15 protein-coding genes and 1 tRNA gene are annotated in these 16,152 nt (G+C 72.3%); 14 read left to right on the top strand and 2 right to left on the bottom strand.

The genetic code is table 11. The features are described 5' to 3' along the window. The first annotated feature begins 3 nt into the window (after positions 1-3). The 9 genes from ACERM0_RS11470 (at position 4) to ACERM0_RS11430 (ending at position 9,024) form a co-directional block, all read left to right on the top strand. Positions 4-1,425 carry a hypothetical protein gene (locus tag ACERM0_RS11470; RefSeq protein WP_373678732.1) on the top strand — a complete coding sequence of 474 codons (1,422 nt, stop codon included), beginning with the start codon at positions 4-6 and terminating at the stop codon, positions 1,423-1,425. A 468-nt stretch (positions 1,426-1,893) separates the two neighbouring features. Next, a complete protein-coding gene (locus tag ACERM0_RS11465) occupies positions 1,894-3,450 on the top strand; it encodes a DUF222 domain-containing protein (protein ID WP_373678731.1) in 1,557 nt (518 codons plus the stop codon). A gap of 179 nt (positions 3,451-3,629) precedes the next feature. Continuing rightward, a complete protein-coding gene (locus ACERM0_RS11460; RefSeq protein ID WP_373678730.1) occupies positions 3,630-5,066 on the top strand; it encodes a VWA domain-containing protein in 1,437 nt (478 codons plus the stop codon). A 92-nt stretch (positions 5,067-5,158) separates the two neighbouring features. Then, positions 5,159-5,551: a hypothetical protein gene (locus tag ACERM0_RS11455; RefSeq protein WP_373678729.1), complete on the top strand. Its 393-nt coding sequence runs from the start codon at positions 5,159-5,161 to the stop codon at positions 5,549-5,551. Positions 5,552-5,663: 112 nt separating this feature from the next. Continuing rightward, positions 5,664-6,752: a tryptophan 2,3-dioxygenase family protein gene (locus tag ACERM0_RS11450; RefSeq protein WP_373678728.1), complete on the top strand. Its 1,089-nt coding sequence runs from the start codon at positions 5,664-5,666 to the stop codon at positions 6,750-6,752. Between the two features lie 2 nt (positions 6,753-6,754). Next, complete coding sequence (gene nadD, locus ACERM0_RS11445; RefSeq protein WP_373678727.1) at positions 6,755-7,339, top strand: nicotinate-nucleotide adenylyltransferase; 585 nt, start codon at positions 6,755-6,757, stop codon at positions 7,337-7,339. A 106-nt stretch (positions 7,340-7,445) separates the two neighbouring features. After that, a complete protein-coding gene (locus ACERM0_RS11440) occupies positions 7,446-7,880 on the top strand; it encodes a LytR C-terminal domain-containing protein (RefSeq protein WP_373678726.1) in 435 nt (144 codons plus the stop codon). A gap of 74 nt (positions 7,881-7,954) precedes the next feature. Beyond that, a complete protein-coding gene (gene rsfS / locus ACERM0_RS11435) occupies positions 7,955-8,377 on the top strand; it encodes a ribosome silencing factor (RefSeq protein WP_373678725.1) in 423 nt (140 codons plus the stop codon). Further along, a complete protein-coding gene (locus tag ACERM0_RS11430; protein WP_373678724.1) occupies positions 8,374-9,024 on the top strand; it encodes a histidine phosphatase family protein in 651 nt (216 codons plus the stop codon). The genes rsfS and ACERM0_RS11430 overlap by 4 nt, the downstream gene beginning before the upstream one ends. Before the next feature lie 48 nt (positions 9,025-9,072). On the opposite strand, the gene ACERM0_RS11425 is transcribed toward ACERM0_RS11430, so the two are convergent. Continuing rightward, positions 9,073-9,663, bottom strand: a complete 591-nt coding sequence (locus ACERM0_RS11425; RefSeq protein WP_373678723.1) for a DUF2179 domain-containing protein — start codon at positions 9,661-9,663, stop codon at positions 9,073-9,075. A gap of 427 nt (positions 9,664-10,090) precedes the next feature. On the opposite strand from ACERM0_RS11425, the gene ACERM0_RS11420 reads away from it, so the two are divergent. From ACERM0_RS11420 to ACERM0_RS11405, 4 genes are all read left to right on the top strand, one after another. Further along, positions 10,091-10,879 (top strand): hypothetical protein, encoded by a 789-nt coding sequence (locus tag ACERM0_RS11420; protein WP_373678722.1) that lies wholly within the window; start codon positions 10,091-10,093, stop codon positions 10,877-10,879. Further along, the gene (locus ACERM0_RS11415; RefSeq protein WP_373678721.1) at positions 10,876-11,331 is read left to right on the top strand and encodes a phage holin family protein; all 456 of its coding nucleotides are present in this window, start codon (positions 10,876-10,878) and stop codon (positions 11,329-11,331) included. The genes ACERM0_RS11420 and ACERM0_RS11415 overlap by 4 nt, the downstream gene beginning before the upstream one ends. Continuing rightward, a complete protein-coding gene (locus tag ACERM0_RS11410; protein WP_373678720.1) occupies positions 11,328-11,963 on the top strand; it encodes a DUF3618 domain-containing protein in 636 nt (211 codons plus the stop codon). The genes ACERM0_RS11415 and ACERM0_RS11410 overlap by 4 nt, the downstream gene beginning before the upstream one ends. A gap of 78 nt (positions 11,964-12,041) precedes the next feature. Further along, positions 12,042-13,148, top strand: a complete 1,107-nt coding sequence (locus tag ACERM0_RS11405) for a YihY/virulence factor BrkB family protein (protein ID WP_373678719.1) — start codon at positions 12,042-12,044, stop codon at positions 13,146-13,148. A gap of 67 nt (positions 13,149-13,215) precedes the next feature. Here the strand turns inward: ACERM0_RS11405 and ACERM0_RS11400 are convergent. Then, positions 13,216-13,289, bottom strand: a tRNA-Ala gene (locus ACERM0_RS11400). Positions 13,290-13,498: 209 nt separating this feature from the next. Between ACERM0_RS11400 and leuS the strand changes: the two genes are divergently transcribed. Continuing rightward, on the top strand, positions 13,499-16,021 hold the full coding sequence (gene leuS / locus ACERM0_RS11395) for a leucine--tRNA ligase (protein ID WP_373678718.1): 2,523 nt from the start codon (positions 13,499-13,501) through the stop codon (positions 16,019-16,021). The last annotated feature ends 131 nt before the right edge of the window (positions 16,022-16,152 follow it).

The raw sequence follows: 16,152 nt of genomic DNA, 5'->3' as shown, positions 1-16,152 counted from the left end.
CAGGTGAGTGACTCCCCGTCGGCCCCGGCCGACCTCGACCCGAGCCCCGGACGCACCGACGACCCGCTGTCGGCCGACCGGCGCGTGCTGATCGTCGGCGCCGCCTCCATGGTGGCGCTGATCCTCGTCGGCGTCGTCAGCGCGGCCGTGTTCACCCGTTCGGCCTGCGCCGGCATCGACCCCGAGCCCATCCTGCCGCGCACGGCCGGGACCGACCTCGACGCGGTGCTGGCGGAGGGGCTGCCCGACCTCTTCGACGACGAACGCGCCGCGCTGGCCAGCTACCTCAACGGCACGCTCGCGAGCCGGCTGGGACCGGTGGCCGCCGCGGCGGACGTCACCGGTGCGCAGTCCCTGGCCGTCGTCGGCGGTCCCGACGGCGACCTGGTGGCGGCGATCGGCCGGACGACGACGGTGCTGGACGCCGCCGACGCCGAGGTGCGCGACACCGCCGAGGTGGGTGACGGCACGATCGTCGGCGACGGGGCGACGCTGTACTCGCTCGCGCTCACGAACCCGATGACCGGCCAGACCGACGCCATCGTCCCGGTCGACGTGCGCCTCGACGGCGGCGACTGCCTCGACACCGCCACCGTCGGCACCTCGTTCGCGTTCCATCTCAGCGCCGGCGACGGTCAGCTGCTCCTCTTCCGCGTCGAGGAGGACGGCGAGTTCCCGCAGCTCGAGCTGCGCGACGCCCAGCAGGGGCAGGTCTGGATCAGTGCGCTCGACGTGCCGGAGATCCCGCCCGGTGTCACCGGTGAGCGCCTGGACGCGGCCATGGGCTCCCAACTGGTGGTGCTCGGGCGCCGGACCGCCGCCGACGAGGCTGCACCGGTCGTCAGCGCCTTCGACCGTGCCACGGGCGACCCCATGTGGGCCGTCGACCTCGACGACCTGGAGGGCGCGGCGCCCGACGGTGACTCGCCCGTCTGGGCCGACGTGCTGACGGTGAGCGACGAGGGGGCGTTGGTCGCGCTCAGCCGCGAAGACGACCGGGACGTCAGCAGCCTCGTCGCGCTGGACGTCGCCGACGGCAGCGTGCGCTGGGCCCGGGAGGCGGAGGCGGCGACACCCGTTTCGGCGGGCCTCGCACCCGATGCCGGCATCGCGGTGGTGCTGGACGCCGGCGGCGAGGTGGTCGCCCGGCAGCTCGCGGCGTCGGACGGCGAATCGCTGGGTGAGATCCGTGTCGCCGATCCGGACGGTGCCGGCTTCGACGGTCGTGCCGGCATCGCCGAGGCGCCGCAGGGCACGTTCGCCGCGATGGGGGGCGGGCTGGCGATCCTCGGGACCGAGGAGAACGCCGTCCTGGAGAGCGGCATCACCGAGGTGCTGATGACTGACGTCGTCACCGTCGACGATCATGTCGTCGTCCTCCTGCGCAGCGACGACGGCGCCGTCGCCGTCACCTACGGCAGCTGACGCCAGGCGGCGACCGCGGCAACCAGCGGGCTGCGCGTGCAACTCGCCGGCGCCGTCATGACGGCATGCGCTCCACCTCCGGTTCTCCACAGTTCGCGGACGACTCATCGGGACCGTGTCACAGGCATCGCCGATACTGGGTCGATGCTTCGCACCGTCCCCACTCCGTCGCTGTCGGCCGCTCCGGCCGGCCAAATCGGCGCGGTTCGTGTCACACCCGTCGCCGATACTGGGTCGATGCTTCGCACAGCTTCCGCTCCGTCGCTGTCGGCCGCTCCGGCCGGCCGCTACGGGGCTGCCGGTGGGGCCGCGCGTCGGGGGGCGCGGCCGCACACGGTCGGTCGGGTGCTGGCGGCCGATCACGGTGCCGGCTATCGCACGGATGCGTCCTCGAGCACGGATCCGGCTGGCGACGCCGTCGATGCCGCGTCGGTGACGACACCTGCGGCTGCGCGCGAGCCGGCGGCTGTGGCCGACCGCTTGGACGCGTTTCCGGTGTTGGCGGAGGTGCCGGGGCTGGCCGGGATGCTCGACGAGCTGCGCTTGGTCGATCGGCTGCTCGCCTCGGTGTTGGACACGATCATCCAGCTCCAGGACAGCTCCGCAGTCGAAACCTTGACGGGGGTGCCGTTGGAGCAGTGGCTGCTGAGCGAGGCCCGCCGCACGTCCGCGGATCGGCGGATGCTGCTGACCGCCGCTGAGGTGCTGCGGCGGCTGCCCGGCCTGAAGGCGGCGTTCGATCAGGCCCGGATCTCGTGGGCGCAGCTGCGGATCATCGCGCTGGAAGTGCAGCGGCTGCCGCGCCGGCTGGATGGCCTGCTGGACGCCGCGGTCGACGAGCTGGTCGACCGGTTGGAGGGCGCGGACCCGGATGCCGTGTCCGGGTTGGTCCGGTGGCTGGCCGCCGATCTGACCGCCACCGACCCCGAAGAACCTGACGAGGGTGTCGACGAGCCGGCGGAGATGCTGGTGCTCCAGCCGCGGCTGGACGGCACCGGCGGCCGGTTCTTCGGACAGGCAGGCGCGGCCAACTTCGCGCTGCTCGAGGCCGCCACCGACCCCGGCCGGGCCGGTCCGGCCACCAAACCCGGGATCGGGCATGACCCGGATCCGGACCAGGTCCGGCAGGCGTCGGCCGATCGGGGCCGGCGCCGGTTCGAGAAGCTGATCGACCTGCTCGAGGCCGGCGCGACCGGCGACGGCGGCGGGCGGGTGCCGGTCAAGGTGTTGCTGCGTGTCTCGTACGACACCCTGCTCGACACCGGCCGGCTGCCGGCCGAGCTGTTGACCCGCCTGTCCGGCGGCCGGCTGCAGCTCACCTCCGTGGCGGCGCGGCGGCTGCTCGACCAACGCGGAACCGAGCTGCGGGCCATCGTCGTCGACGACGCCGGCCAGGTCCTCGGGGTCGGCCGGACCCGCCGGTTGCCGCCCGGTTGGCTGTCCGACGCCGTGCTGGCGGTCCAGGACACCTGCAGCGAACCCGGCTGCCAGGTCGCTGCGCTGGCCTGCGATCTGGATCACGCCCGCCCCTGGCATCCGGTCCGGCCTGGCGATGTGCCGGGGCGTACCGACATCGATGAGCTGGCGCCGGTGTGCCGGCCCACCAACCACACCAAGGAGACCGCCGGCTGGATCGTCACCCAGACCGCCGACGGCGTCCGGATCTGGCACCACCCGAGAAGCGGATTGCGGATCCGGGCCCTGCCCGGCACCACCCGCATCTCCCTGCCGACCGCACCCGTCGACTGGGGCCCGTCCGGCGGCACCGACCCGCCCGCAGCACCACGCGGCTCGTCACGCGGCGGTCTCGACCTGCCGGGCGCGCCTCGCGACGGGCCGACCGGTGGTGCCGGTCCGTCCACCGTGCCTGGTGGCACGGACCCGCCGGCCCGATCTGGCAAGGCGCCGAGCACCGGTGCCGACCCGTCTGCCGTGCCCGGCGACACGCCCAGCGCTGGCTGCGATCCACCCGCCGGCCGCAGGCTCAGGCAATTCGTCGATCCTGGGGACACCATCCCGTTCTGACGCGTGCCAACCGCGGCGCGGCCAGACTCGGATCACGTACGTCATCTGCCCACCACGCCGACCCGCCTCCCGCGGGACGTCGCGTGGTGGGCTCGACGTGCGTGCTGGCGTCATCATGCCCCGCGGTGGCGGTGTGCCGGTGTGCCGGATCTCCCCGACCGGCGTCGGGTCGTAGGCTGGTGTCGATCGAGGAGGACGAGGTGGACGAGCGCGTCGCGCAGGTGCTGGCCGACGGACCGCCGCCGCTGAACGGGTTCCTCCAGCGTGTCCTCGACTTCGTCCAGGCGCTGCGGCGCGCCGGCGTCGGCGCCACCCAGTCCGAGGCCATCGACGCCGTGCGTGCCCTGCCGCACCTCGACCTGCTGGACCGCGCGCAGCTCCGCGAGGCGCTCGCGGCGGTGACGGTGACCTCGCAGACCCACCGTCGCGCGTTCGACGACCTGTTCGAGCTGTACTTCCCGGCCCGTCGCGCCGAGCCCGACGACACGCCGCCGGTCACCGACGAACCCGCCGACGAGCTGGATCCCGACGACTACCTCAGCGACCTCCTCGACCGGCTGATGGAGGGCGACGACGAGGCCATCCGACAGATGGCACGCCTGGCGGTCGAGCAGTTCGGACGGGTGGAGGGTCGCGACGGCGGCGTTTCCTACTTCCAGTACAAGGTGTTCCGCGCGGTCGACCTCCAGCAGCTGCTGCGCGACATGCTGGCGCGCGCCGTCGACGACGAGGACCGGCTGACGCCGCTGCAGGAGCGGCTGTACCGCGACGAGTTCGAGGCCCGGCTGCGTGCCTTCCAACAGGAGGTCGAGGCCGAGATCCGGCGGCGCGCCGCGGCCCAGCGCGGCCTCGAGCAGGTCGCCGACCGCATGACGCGACCGCCGGTGGAGGAACTCGACTTCTTCCATCTGTCCGCCGAGGACCAGGCGCAGCTGCGCGCACAGATCCGTCCGCTGGCCCGCAAGCTCGCGACCCGCGTGTCGGTCAAGCGCAAGCACGGCAAGGACGGCCGGCTCGACGTCCGCCGCACCGTGCGTCAGTCGCTGTCCACCGGCGGCGTGCCCTTCGACCCCATGTTCCGGCCACGCCGGCCGCACAAGCCCGAGCTGTTCGTCATCTGTGACGTGTCGGGTTCGGTCGCGTCGTTCGCGCGATTCACGCTGATGCTCGTGCACGCGTTGCAGGAGCAGTTCAGCAAGGTGCGTTCGTTCGCGTTCATCGACACGCTCGACGAGGTGACCGCGCTGTTCGAGCAGGGCGACGCCGCCGACGCCATGAAACGCATGATGTCCGAGGCCGAACTCGTCTGGCTCGACGGCCACTCCGACTACGGCCATTCCCTCGAGCGCTTCCACGCCGAGTATGCCCGCGACATCAGCCCGCGTTCGACGGTGCTGATCCTCGGCGACGCCCGCAACAACTACCGCCAGGCCAATGCCTGGGTGCTGCAGGACCTGCAGCGACGTGCACGCCGCGTGTTCTGGCTCAACCCCGAGCCGATCCAGTTCTGGGACACCGGCGACTCGATCTCGTCCTCGTACGGCCGGTTCGTCGAGGAGATGGTCGAGGTGCGCAACCTCAAGCAGCTGGCCGGCTTCGTGGAGCGCATCGCGTAGCGGCGCCGATCTGCGTGCCGACCGTGCGCCGCGGTGCCGTCTTCCGGGGGCGCCGCGTCGAGCCCCGAGGAAGCCCACCAATCGGATGCAGGGTGCACGTGGACTCGGGCGCGGCCGCCCGGCTGGCGCACGTCGCCGTGGTCACGGCGGCCGTCGGCGTCGTGCTGAGCCTTCTCCTCGGTGCCGGCACGGCTCGGGCCGCCGAGGGGGAGGACCCTGCCGCGAAGGAGGTGGCGGGAACGGCGATCCGACTCGCTGACACGGCGCCGGTTGCGCACGAGGCGCCGGGCACGGCCAAGGCGGCCGAGCAGCCGCCAGAGGGCAACCGCGACACGGGCGCCGACGAGACCGGCGCCGACGAGACGACGCCGGGGACGGAGACGCGTGGGCGGGACACCAACGTGCCGGGATGGCTGCGGGTGGTGCTCGCCGGTGTGGTCGTGGCCGCGGTCGTCGGCGTGACCGCGACCATCGGCCGCGACTGAACCTCGACGACGCGGCACGGCGGAGCGTGCAGGAAAGCGGCGGCGAAACGCGCAGGCGCCACGGACCGGGCCGGCCAGGCGATAGCGTCTGCAGGGGCGCGGAGGGCGAGGCATGGAACGCGTGCGGTACTACTGGGACTACCTCGGGTTGGACGACCTGCTGGGGGCGCAACGACTGGCCTCGGCGGAGGACGGCGCCACGCCGGCGCACGACGAGATGCTGTTCATCGTCACCCACCAGGCCTTCGAGCTGTGGTTCAAGCAGATCCTGTGGGAGCTCGAGTCGGTCGTCGACACGCTCGCGGCGGTCCCGGTCGACGAGCGCGACATGGGCCAGGTGCTGCACCGGCTGGAGCGCATCAAGGAGATCCAGCCGCTGCTGGTCCAGCAGTTCGCCGTGCTGGAGACGATGACGCCGCTGGACTTCCTCGACTTCCGCGACCAGCTCATCCCCGCCAGCGGCTTCCAGTCGGTGCAGTTCCGGCTGATCGAGAACCGGCTCGGGCTCGACCCGGCGAAGCGGATGAAGATCCAGGGGGCGCCCTACACCTCGCGGCTGTCGCAGGAACACGCCCAGCGGCTGCTCGCGTCCGAGTCGCAGCCGACCCTCCTCGGCGTCCTGGATGCCTGGTTGGCCCGCACCCCGTTCCTGCACTTCGGCGACTTCGACTTCTGGTCCGCCTACCGGGACGCCGTGACGGCGATGATCGAGCGCGACCGCAAGCTCATCGCCACCAACGCGAGCCTCGACGAGGTGAGTCGGCAGCAGCAGCTCGACGCGTTCGAGACCACGGTGGAGACGTTCGCGACGCTGTTCGAGCGGGAACGGTGGGAGGATCTGCGGGCCCGGGGAAAGCGGCGCCTGTCGCACGAGGCGTTCCTCGCCGCCCTGCTGATCAGCCTGTACCGCGACGAGCCGGCGTTCCACACCCCGCACCGACTGCTGCGGACGCTGGTGGACCTCGACATCGGCTTCAACGCGTTCCGCAACGCCCACGCCCAGCTCGTGCACCGCACCATCGGCGGGCGCATCGGGACCGGCGGCACGTCGGGCCACGAATACCTCGAGGCAGCCGCCCGCCGCCATCGCGTGTTCACGGATCTGTTCGACCTCGCCACGTACTCGGTGCCGCGTGACGAGCTGCCGCGTCTCCCCGCGGAAGTGCGCCAGCAGATGGCGTTCCGCTTCCAGTCGGGTTGAGCGTGGGACGTCACGTCGGCCTGCTGGGAGGCACGTTCGACCCGCCGCACGTGGGGCACCTCGTGGTGGCCGAGTCCGCGCGTGTCGACCTCGGACTCGACCAGGTACGGCTGCTGGTCGCCGGCGACCCGTGGATGAAGCGCACCGTGGGAGAGGCGCACCACCGGGTCGCCATGGCGCAGGCGGCGGTCGTCGACGACGCGCACCTGCACGTCGACGCGCGCGAGACCGAACGCGACGGCCCGACCTACACCGTGGAGACGCTCGAGGCGCTGCACCACGAGGAACCGGACGTCACCTGGCACTTCCTGCTCGGCGCCGACACGACGGCCCGGCTGGACGAGTGGCAACGCATCGAGGACGCCTACCGACTGGCCCGGTTCGTGGCGGTCACCCGTCCGGGTCACGAGGTGCGGCTCGACCCAGTGGCGGCCCAGCACGTGGACGAACTGGAGGTCCCGCGCCTGGAGATCTCGTCGACCGAACTGCGGGCGAGATACGCCGAAGGTCGGGCAACCCGTTACCTCGTGCCCGAAGCAGTCGACCGGTACGTGAGACGACATCAACTGTACGACGCCGTGGGGTGACGAGGTGGGTTGGGGGCAGGGGCAGCGTCCGTCGACGCGGAGGCAGCGGCGTCGGCTGCGGCGGCGGCACGACCGGACGTGGCGCCGCCGGTCGCCGGCGGACCGGGTGCGCGCCGGGCTCGTGGGCCTGACCGTGCTGGTGGCGGCCGCAGTGGCTGTCGGTGCGCTCACCGGTGCGCTCTCGCTGCGGCGACCGTCGTCGCCGGCGACGTCGAAGACCGCGGGCACGCTGTCGGCGGCCGCGACCGACGCCGCCCCGGTGGTGCGGGTCGTCGACGGCAGCGGCCGCCCGCACCTGGCCCGTGACGTGGCCGACCTCGCCCGCCCGGCGGGGTTCGTGGTGGCGGTGGTGGACGAGCCGGCCGATCAGCACCACGAGCGGACCCGCATCCTCGTCCACCTCGACGACCCCGCGTCGCTGGCCGTGGCGGCCGACCTGCGTGACCTCCTCGGCGTCGGCGTGATCGAGAAGGCCACCGCCGGCGCGCCGGACGGACTGGACATCAGCGTCGTGGTCGGCGCCGACCTGTCGGAGGACTGAGCGCGGTCTCGCGTGCGGCTGGCGGCTGTGGTTCCCTGCCGACTGACCCGTCCGTCGACGATACGAGCCTGCCCGTGCCCGCCACCGACGAAGCCGTCGCACTCGCCGTCGCGGCCGCCGACGCGGCCGACGACAAGAAGGCATCCGATCTCACCATCCTCGAGGTCGCCGACCTGCTCGCGCTGGTCGACGTCTTCCTGTTGGTCAGCACCTCCAGCGACCGCCAGCTGAAGGCGGTCGCCGAATCGGTCGAGGAGCGGCTGCGGGTCGAGCACGAACGCAAGCCGCTGCGCCGCGAGGGCACGGCCGAGGGCGGCTGGCTGGTCATCGACTACGGCGACCTGGTCTGCCACCTGTTCTCCACCGAGGAGCGCGAGTTCTACGCGCTGGACAAGCTCTGGGCCGACGTCCCGCGGCGCGACCCGGGCACCGGCGAACGACTCGACGGTGCACCGGCACGGATCAGTGCCGGCAGCCACCTCGGGGACGAGGCGTGAGGCGGCTGGTCCTGGTTCGCCACGGCGAGTCGGTCTGGAACGCCACCGGACGCATCCAGGGACAGCAGTGCGCCGGCCTGTCCGACGATGGCCACGCCCAGTCGCAACACGTCGGTGAGGCGCTCGCCGCCGCACACCCCGATGCGCGGGTGGTGGTGTCCGACCTGCTGCGCTGCCAGCAGACGGCGGCGCCGCTGCTGGAGGTGCTCGCGGTCGACCCGGAGACCGACGCCCGGCTGCGCGAGCGCAGCTTCGGCGCGTGGGAGGGTCTGACCCGCACCGAGGCCGAGGAACGCGACCCGGAGCGGTGGCAGCGGTGGCGCGCCCACGACGACGCCGTGGTGGCGGAGATCGGCGGTGAGACCAACGCGGTGTTCGTCGAGCGGATCGTCCCGGTCCTGCGCGAGCTGATGGACGAGACGCCCGAGGACGGCGTCACGATCGCGGTCACCCACGGCGGGCCGGTCTGGCACGGCACGCACGCGCTGTTGGAGCTGCCGCCGGGGACGTTCGGGACGGTTCACAACGCGTCGGTGACGGAGCTGGTGTCCTGGGACGGCCAGCGGGTGGTCCTCGACCGCTGGAACGAGATCGCCCACCTCCCGCTCGACCTGCGGATCGGGTGGCGACCGGTCGTCAGGGCCTGAGCAGACGCGGCCGCCTGCGCCGACGCCGATGTCGGCGCCGGGTCGCTGTCAGACGCGCCCGCTGGGTGAGCCGCCCGGCACCGGGGCCGGGTGCACGGCATTGTCGATCGCCGCGAACGAGGCCTCGTCCACCGCCCGCGCGATCGCGAGGACTCGGTCCGCATCACGCCGCCGCACCGTCGACAGGACCATGTCGACGTCGCCCTTGTAGCCCTGGCCGCGGAAGACCGTGGCACCGAACCCGGCGGCGTGGACGGCTCGCGCGATGGCATGCCCGCGCTCGAGCGGACGTCCGTCGTCGTCGGTCCGGGTGGCGTCGGCGTAGACCCGCACGGTCGCCATGCCCAGACGCAGCTTGCCGGTCAGCCCGACCCCGATGGCGGTCCCGGCCGCGACGCCGACCACGAAGCCGGCGGCCCGGGCGGGCGTCACGTCGGCGAACACGATGCCGGCGGCGGCCAACCAGGTGCCCGCTTCCAGACCGGCGGTCGCCGCCGCCAGCCAGCGGCGCTGCTGGACGACGAACACGACCTTGAAGACGTTGAGGGACACGTCGGCGACGCGCAGCAGCGCGATGGCCACAGCGGGCCACAGCAGCTGCCACACGCCGGCGACGTCGAGGGAGAAGACGTCGGGCACGGCCAGTTACTCGAGCGAGATGAGGGGAAGACAGGAGGGGCGAGGCGAGGAACGTGCCACGCTAGCTGCTCCCGTCGGCGGTCGTGGGCGACCCTGAAGCGGGCCGACTGCGCGATGTCTGCCCCGACGGATGCAACGGCGTGATTGCCCGCCCGGCTGATCTGGACGAAGACGGTTCCCGCCCGACCACTGCCCACGTCGGGGGCGGAAACCACCGGAATGCGCCGTTCATCAGCCGGATGGGTCGCTGCACCTGTCCCACCGGCCACCGCTGCGACGGCGCCTCGGCGCTCCCCAGTCCGGCGAATACGGCTCGTCACCTACCGAGGACCACCTCGGCCCTGTCCGTTTCGCGTGCATCGGCCCGTTTGCTGTCTCCCCGGCCGCCACGACCGCTGACGGCCGATTCGACACGGAGGGAAACGACGTGGCACAGCAGCCACCGACGTACGGGGCCCGCCCGGGCACCGACGACACGGACACCGTCGACTTGACGCGCCAGGAAGGCCGTCAGGTCGCCGAGGACGCCAAGCAGCAGGCCGGCGAGGTCGCCGGCACGGCCAAGGAGCAAGCGGCGGGCGTCGCCAGCGAAGCCATGGGCCACGCCCGTGACCTGACCCAGGACGCCAAGGACCAGCTGCACCAGCAGGCGCGGCAGCAGACCGAAGCCCTCGGTGGCGCGATGCACTCCCTCGGCGGTCGGTTCGAGGCCCTGGCCCGCGGTGACGTGGAGGAGGCCGGTCCGGTCGGCGACTACGCCCAGCGTCTGGCCGGCCAGGTCGACCAGATCGCGAACCGGGTCGACCAGCTCGGATTCGACGGCGTCGTCGACGAGGTGCAGCGCTATGCGCGCCGCAAGCCGGGCGCCTTCCTGCTGGGGGCTGCGGTCGCGGGCTTCGCCGTGTCCCGCCTGGCCCGCGGCGCCCAGGCCGCACAGAACGGCGGTGACGGTGCCCAGAGCAGCATCGGCGCAGGCTCCGGCGGAGCGGGCGTGTCGAGCATCCCGCCGTCCGGCACGACCTCGACGAGCGACGCGCGCTTCGAGCGCGACGGACTGACGCCGGCGCCGGGCCTCGGGACCCCGCCGGTGACCTCGCCGGCGACCGGCGCACCGCCCGCGCCGCCGCTGCCGCCGACGGGCAGCCCGACCGGCGGTGTCGTGCCGCCGCCAGCCGAGCAGGACGACCCGTTCTCACCGGGAGGGAACGGCCGATGAGCGTCGACCCCCACGGTTCCGAGGCCGTCGACGACCTTCGCGTCGATGCCACGTCGGCACCGCCACCCGGCCCCGACGCCTCCCTCAGCGATCTGATCAGCCGCCTCGGCGACGACGTCACGCTGCTGTTCCGGCAGGAGGTCGAGCTGGCCAAGGTCGAGATCAAACGCGAGGCCAGCTCGGCGGCGAAGGCGGGCGGGATGCTCGGCGCGGCCGGGATCCTCGCCTTCGTGACCCTGCTGCTGCTGGCCTGGGCCGCCGCCTGGGGCCTGGCCGAGGTCATGCCCACCGGCCTGGCCTTCCTCGTCGTCGGGATCGTGTTCGGCGTCGTCGCCGCGGTCCTGTTCGCCACGGGCAAGAAGCGCTTCCAGCAGGTCGACTTCACGCCCCACGCGACCATCGAGAACGTGCAGAAGGACAAGCAGGTCGTCACCGATCGGATGAGCTCATGAGCCAGTACGCCACCACGCCCACCTCGCAGGACCCAGAACAGCTACGGAGCGAGATCGCCCGCACCCGGGCCGACATGGACCGCACGCTCGCGGAGCTCGAGGACCGGGTCAGCCCGTCGCGCATCAAGGAACGGCAGACGGAGAAGGTGCGCGGCCGGTTCCAGCGCGCCAAGGACGCCGTCATGGGTGCGACGCCGGATGCCGAGCAGGTACAGGGCACGGCTTCGGACGTCGCCGGTCGCGCGAGCGGGACGCTCCAGGACGCCGGCGAGGCGATCCAGCAGGCACCGCAGCGCGTCGAGCAGGTGACGCGCGGCAACCCGTTGGCCGCCGGACTCGTCGCCTTCGGGGTCGGCGCCCTGGTCGGCTCGTTGCTACCGCCGAGCCGGGCGGAGCAGGAGCTCGCGAGCGAGCTGCGTGACAACTTCGAGGACCCGGTCCGCCAGCAGGTGCAGGAGGCCGGCCAGGAGATGAAGACGCAGCTGCAAGAGCACGCGCAGCACGCGATGGAGGACACCAAGCAGTCCGCGCAGCAGGCCGTCGAGGAGACGCGCTCGCAGGCGCAGGACGCGGCCCAGCAGGTCCAGGGCCACGCGCAGGAGTCGGCCCAGACCGTGCGCGAGCAGCGCTGACACGAACGATCGAAGGGTCGGGTCCGCCGCTCGAGTGCGGACCCGACCCGTCACCGAGACAGCAGACAGGAGACCGCCGTGGGACTCGCCGACCGCGACACCGGGACGGCAGGACGGGGGCGTACCGACGCCCCGGACCGTGATCGCGTCATCGACGTGCGCGACGCCGACGAGCGCGCCGCGTCGTCGCACGCTGCCGATGCCCGCCGCGACACGGGCGGACGTGACCAGCCTGACGGACGTGACGCCGGCTCGCCGACCGACATCCCGGGGTCCGGGTGGAAGAGCATCGGCAAGCGCGTGGTCACGGAGCTGAAGAACGACCACGTGTCGCTGCTGGCGGCGGGTGTGGCGTTCAAGGGCCTGCTGGCGCTGTTCCCGGCGATCATCGCCGCGATCAGCATCTGGGGGCTGGTGGCCGACCCGGCGCAGATCCAGCAGCAGATGGCGAACCTGACCGGCGCCCTGCCCGCCGACGCCGCCGGCCTCATCGAAGGCCAGATGACCCAGGTGGCAGAGACCGGTTCGGGCGCGTTGTCGTTCGCGCTGGTGGTGTCCATCCTGATCGCGCTGTGGAGCGCGTCCGGAGGTATGGCCGGGCTGATCGAGGGCTGCAACGCCGCCTACGACGAGGTGGACCAACGCAAGTTCCCGATCAAGCGCGGACTGGCGCTGGCGCTCACGCTGGGCGGCATCGTGTTCCTGCTGATCGCCCTGGGCCTCATCGCGGTGCTGCCGGGGGTCGTCGACCAGCTCGGGCTCGGCCAGGCCGGCGAGCTGGCGATCCGTGTCGCGCAGTGGCCCCTGCTGGCGGTGCTGGTGATCGGCGCGCTTGGCGTCATCTACAAGGTCGGTCCCGACCGCGACTCGCCGCAGTTCAAGTGGGCCAGCACCGGCGCGATCGTGGCGACCGTGCTGTGGCTGATCGGGTCGGCGCTGTTCACCCTCTACGTGGAGAACTTCGGCAACTTCGGTGAGACCTACGGCGCCTTCGCCGGCATCATCGTGCTGATGCTGTGGCTGTTCCTGACCGCGTTCGTGGTGCTGCTCGGTGCGGAGATCAACGCCGAGCAGGAGCGCCAGACGCTGCGCGACACCACCGTCGGCGCCGAGGAGCCGATCGGACGTCGCGGCGCCCACGCGGCCGACACGACGCCCGAGGAGTTCGAGGGACGCACCTCGTAGTCGCTGCCGCAAGCAGAACGCCCCGCCGGCGATGCCTGGCGGGGCGTTCTGTGCGAAACCGTCACGGTGGACCGGATGGGATTTGAACCCACGACCCCCTCCATGCCATGGAGGTGCGCTGCCGGACTGCGCTACCGGCCCGTGCGGTGCCCGTCACGCGACTGCGTGGCGTGCGGCGGGGCAATGTACACGGTGTCGCCGGGCCGGTCGAACCGGCGCCCGCGCACGCCGAATCGGTCCACCTCGGGGTCTCGGAAGGCGGGCTGGCGCCGGCGGCTACGCTCGTGGGAGCCCCGGCCACGGGGCTTTTCCGGATGCAACGACCCAGCGAACACAGCAAGGAGACGTCCGTGAGCGACGGGCAGGCGATCCCGACCGGCACCGAGGTCGAGCGCTACGACCCGCTCGCCTTCGAGCCGGCGATCGCACGGCGCTGGCACGACGAGCGCGTCTACTCGCTGCCGCTCGACGCGACCGCGGACGGCGAAGGTTTCTACGCCCTGACGATGTTCCCGTACCCCAGCGGTGACCTGCACATGGGGCACGCGGAGATCTTCTCGATCCACGACGCGCTCGTGCGGCACCTGCGCATGACGGGCCGCACCGTGCTGAACCCGATCGGCTGGGACGCCTTCGGGCTGCCGGCGGAGAACGCCGCCCGCAACCGCGGCGCCGACCCCGCCAAGTGGACCTACGACAACATCGCCGAGCAGCGGGCCACGATCGCGCGTCTGGGCTACTCGTTCGACTGGGACCGGGTGCTGCACACCTGCGACGCGGAGTACTACCGCTGGACCCAGTGGCTGTTCCTGCAGCTGTTCGACGCCGGGCTGGCCTACCGCCGTGCCGCCGCGGTCAACTGGTGCGAGGGCTGCCAGACCGTGCTCGCCAACGAGCAGGTCGTCGACGGTGCCTGCGAGCGTTGCGGCACCGTCGTCGTCCGCAAGCCGCTGACCCAGTGGTTCTTCCGCATCACCGACTACGCGGACGAACTGCTGGACGCGCTGCCGACGCTGGACTGGCCGGAGCGGGTCAAGACCCTGCAGCGCAACTGGATCGGTCGCTCCGAGGGCGCCGAGGTCACCTTCCGCACCGCCGACGCCGACGGCCCGGGGGAGGAGGTCGTCGTCTACACGACCCGGCCCGACACCCTGTACGGCGCCACCTACTTCGTCTTCTCGCCCGAGCACCCGCTGGTCGAGGCGCGCATGGGCGACGACCCCGACTACCGCGCCTTCATGGACGAGGTCTCACGCAAGTCCGAGATCGAGCGCATGGCCTCGTTCGAGGGGACCGCGGAGAAGGGCACCGGACGCCAGAAGCGCGGCCTGCGCCTGAACTTCGACATGGTCAATCCGGCCACGGGCGAGAACGTTCCCGCCTACGCCGCCGACTACGTGCTGATGGACTACGGCACCGGCGCGATCATGGCCGTGCCCGCCCACGACCAGCGCGACTTCGACTTCGCCCGCCAGGAAGACCTCGAGGTGCGTGTCGTCGTCGCGCCCGAGGACGGCACCGACCTCGACGGTGCGCACATGACCGAGGCGTACGCCGGCGACGGCGTGACCGTCAACTCCGGCCCGTACGACGGGCTGGACTGGCGCGAGACCAAGCAGCGCATCACCGCCGACCTCGAGCAGCGCGGCATCGCCAAGGCGACCGTCAACTACCGGCTGCGCGACTGGCTGATCTCCCGGCAGCGCTCCTGGGGCGCACCGATCCCGATCATCCACTGCCCGTCCTGCGGCGAGGTGGCCGTCCCCGACGACCAGCTGCCCGTCCGGCTGCCCGACGACCTCGACTTCCAGGTGGCCGGCTCACCACTGGCGCTGCACCCGACGTGGAAGCACGACGTCACCTGCCCGCAGTGCGGCTCCGAGGAAGCGGTCCGCGACACGGACACGATGGACACGTTCGTGGACTCGTCGTGGTACTTCCTGCGCTACCTCGACCCGCGCAGCGACGACCTCGCCTGGCCCGTGCAGCCGGCCGGCCGGTGGCTGCCGATCGACCAGTACACCGGCGGGGTCGAGCACGCCGTGCTGCACCTGCTCTACGCCCGCTTCGTCGTGAAGGCCATGCGCGACCGTGGGCTGGTCGCCGCCGACGAGCCGTTCCAGGCGCTGCTCAGCCAGGGCCAGGTCATCCTCGGCGGCGCGGCCATGTCCAAGTCGAAGGGCAACCTCGTCGTGCCGGGCGAGGTCTACGAGACCTACGGCGCCGACACGCTGCGCGGCACGATGCTGTTCGCCTCGCCGCCCGAGGACGACATCGACTGGGCCGACGTCTCGCCCGGCGGCATGCACAAGTGGCTCTCGCGCGTGTGGCGCCTCACCCTGGAGCACGTCGCCCGTGAGGAGTCGGGGCTGGCCGAACCCGGCCCGGACGACGCCGTCGCCGCGCTACGCAAGGCGACCGCCGAGGCCATCGTCGGTGCCAGCGAGGACTACGCGGCGCGCAAGTACAACACCGCCATCGCCAAGCTGATGACGCTGACCAACGCCGTGCTCGACGCCACCCGCAACGGCGTGCACGGGCCCGCGACCCGCGACGCGCTCGAGGTGCTGCAGAAGCTGCTGGCGCCGATCTGCCCGTTCATCACCGAGGAGCTGTGGCGGCGGCTCGGCCACGGCGACTCCGTCCACGACCAGTCGTGGCCGCAGGCGGACACCTCGCTGCTCGTCGAGGACGAGGTCACGATCGTCGTCCAGGTCAACGGCAAGGTCCGCGCCCGCGTCACCGTGCCGGCCGACGCCGACCAGTCCGCGACGGAGACCGCCGCCCGCGACGCCGTCGCCGACCAGCTGACCGGCGAGGTGCGCAAGGTGATCGTCGTTCCCGGCAAGCTCGTCAACCTCGTCGTCGCCTAGCCACTCGGGTGGCGGCGGTGTCCCCGCTGCGGGTCGGGTGGTCGCCTGCGCAGGGGGCGTTCCGCCCCTGACACTCGGCTCCACTCGTGAGCATCGCTTCGCTCGCTCACAGCCCCTGCTACGGCGACCAC

The sequence above is a fragment of the Egicoccus sp. AB-alg2 genome, from assembly GCF_041821065.1.
Lineage (GTDB): Bacteria > Actinomycetota > Nitriliruptoria > Nitriliruptorales > Nitriliruptoraceae > Egicoccus.
This window is presented reverse-complemented; position numbering and strand designations above follow the sequence as displayed.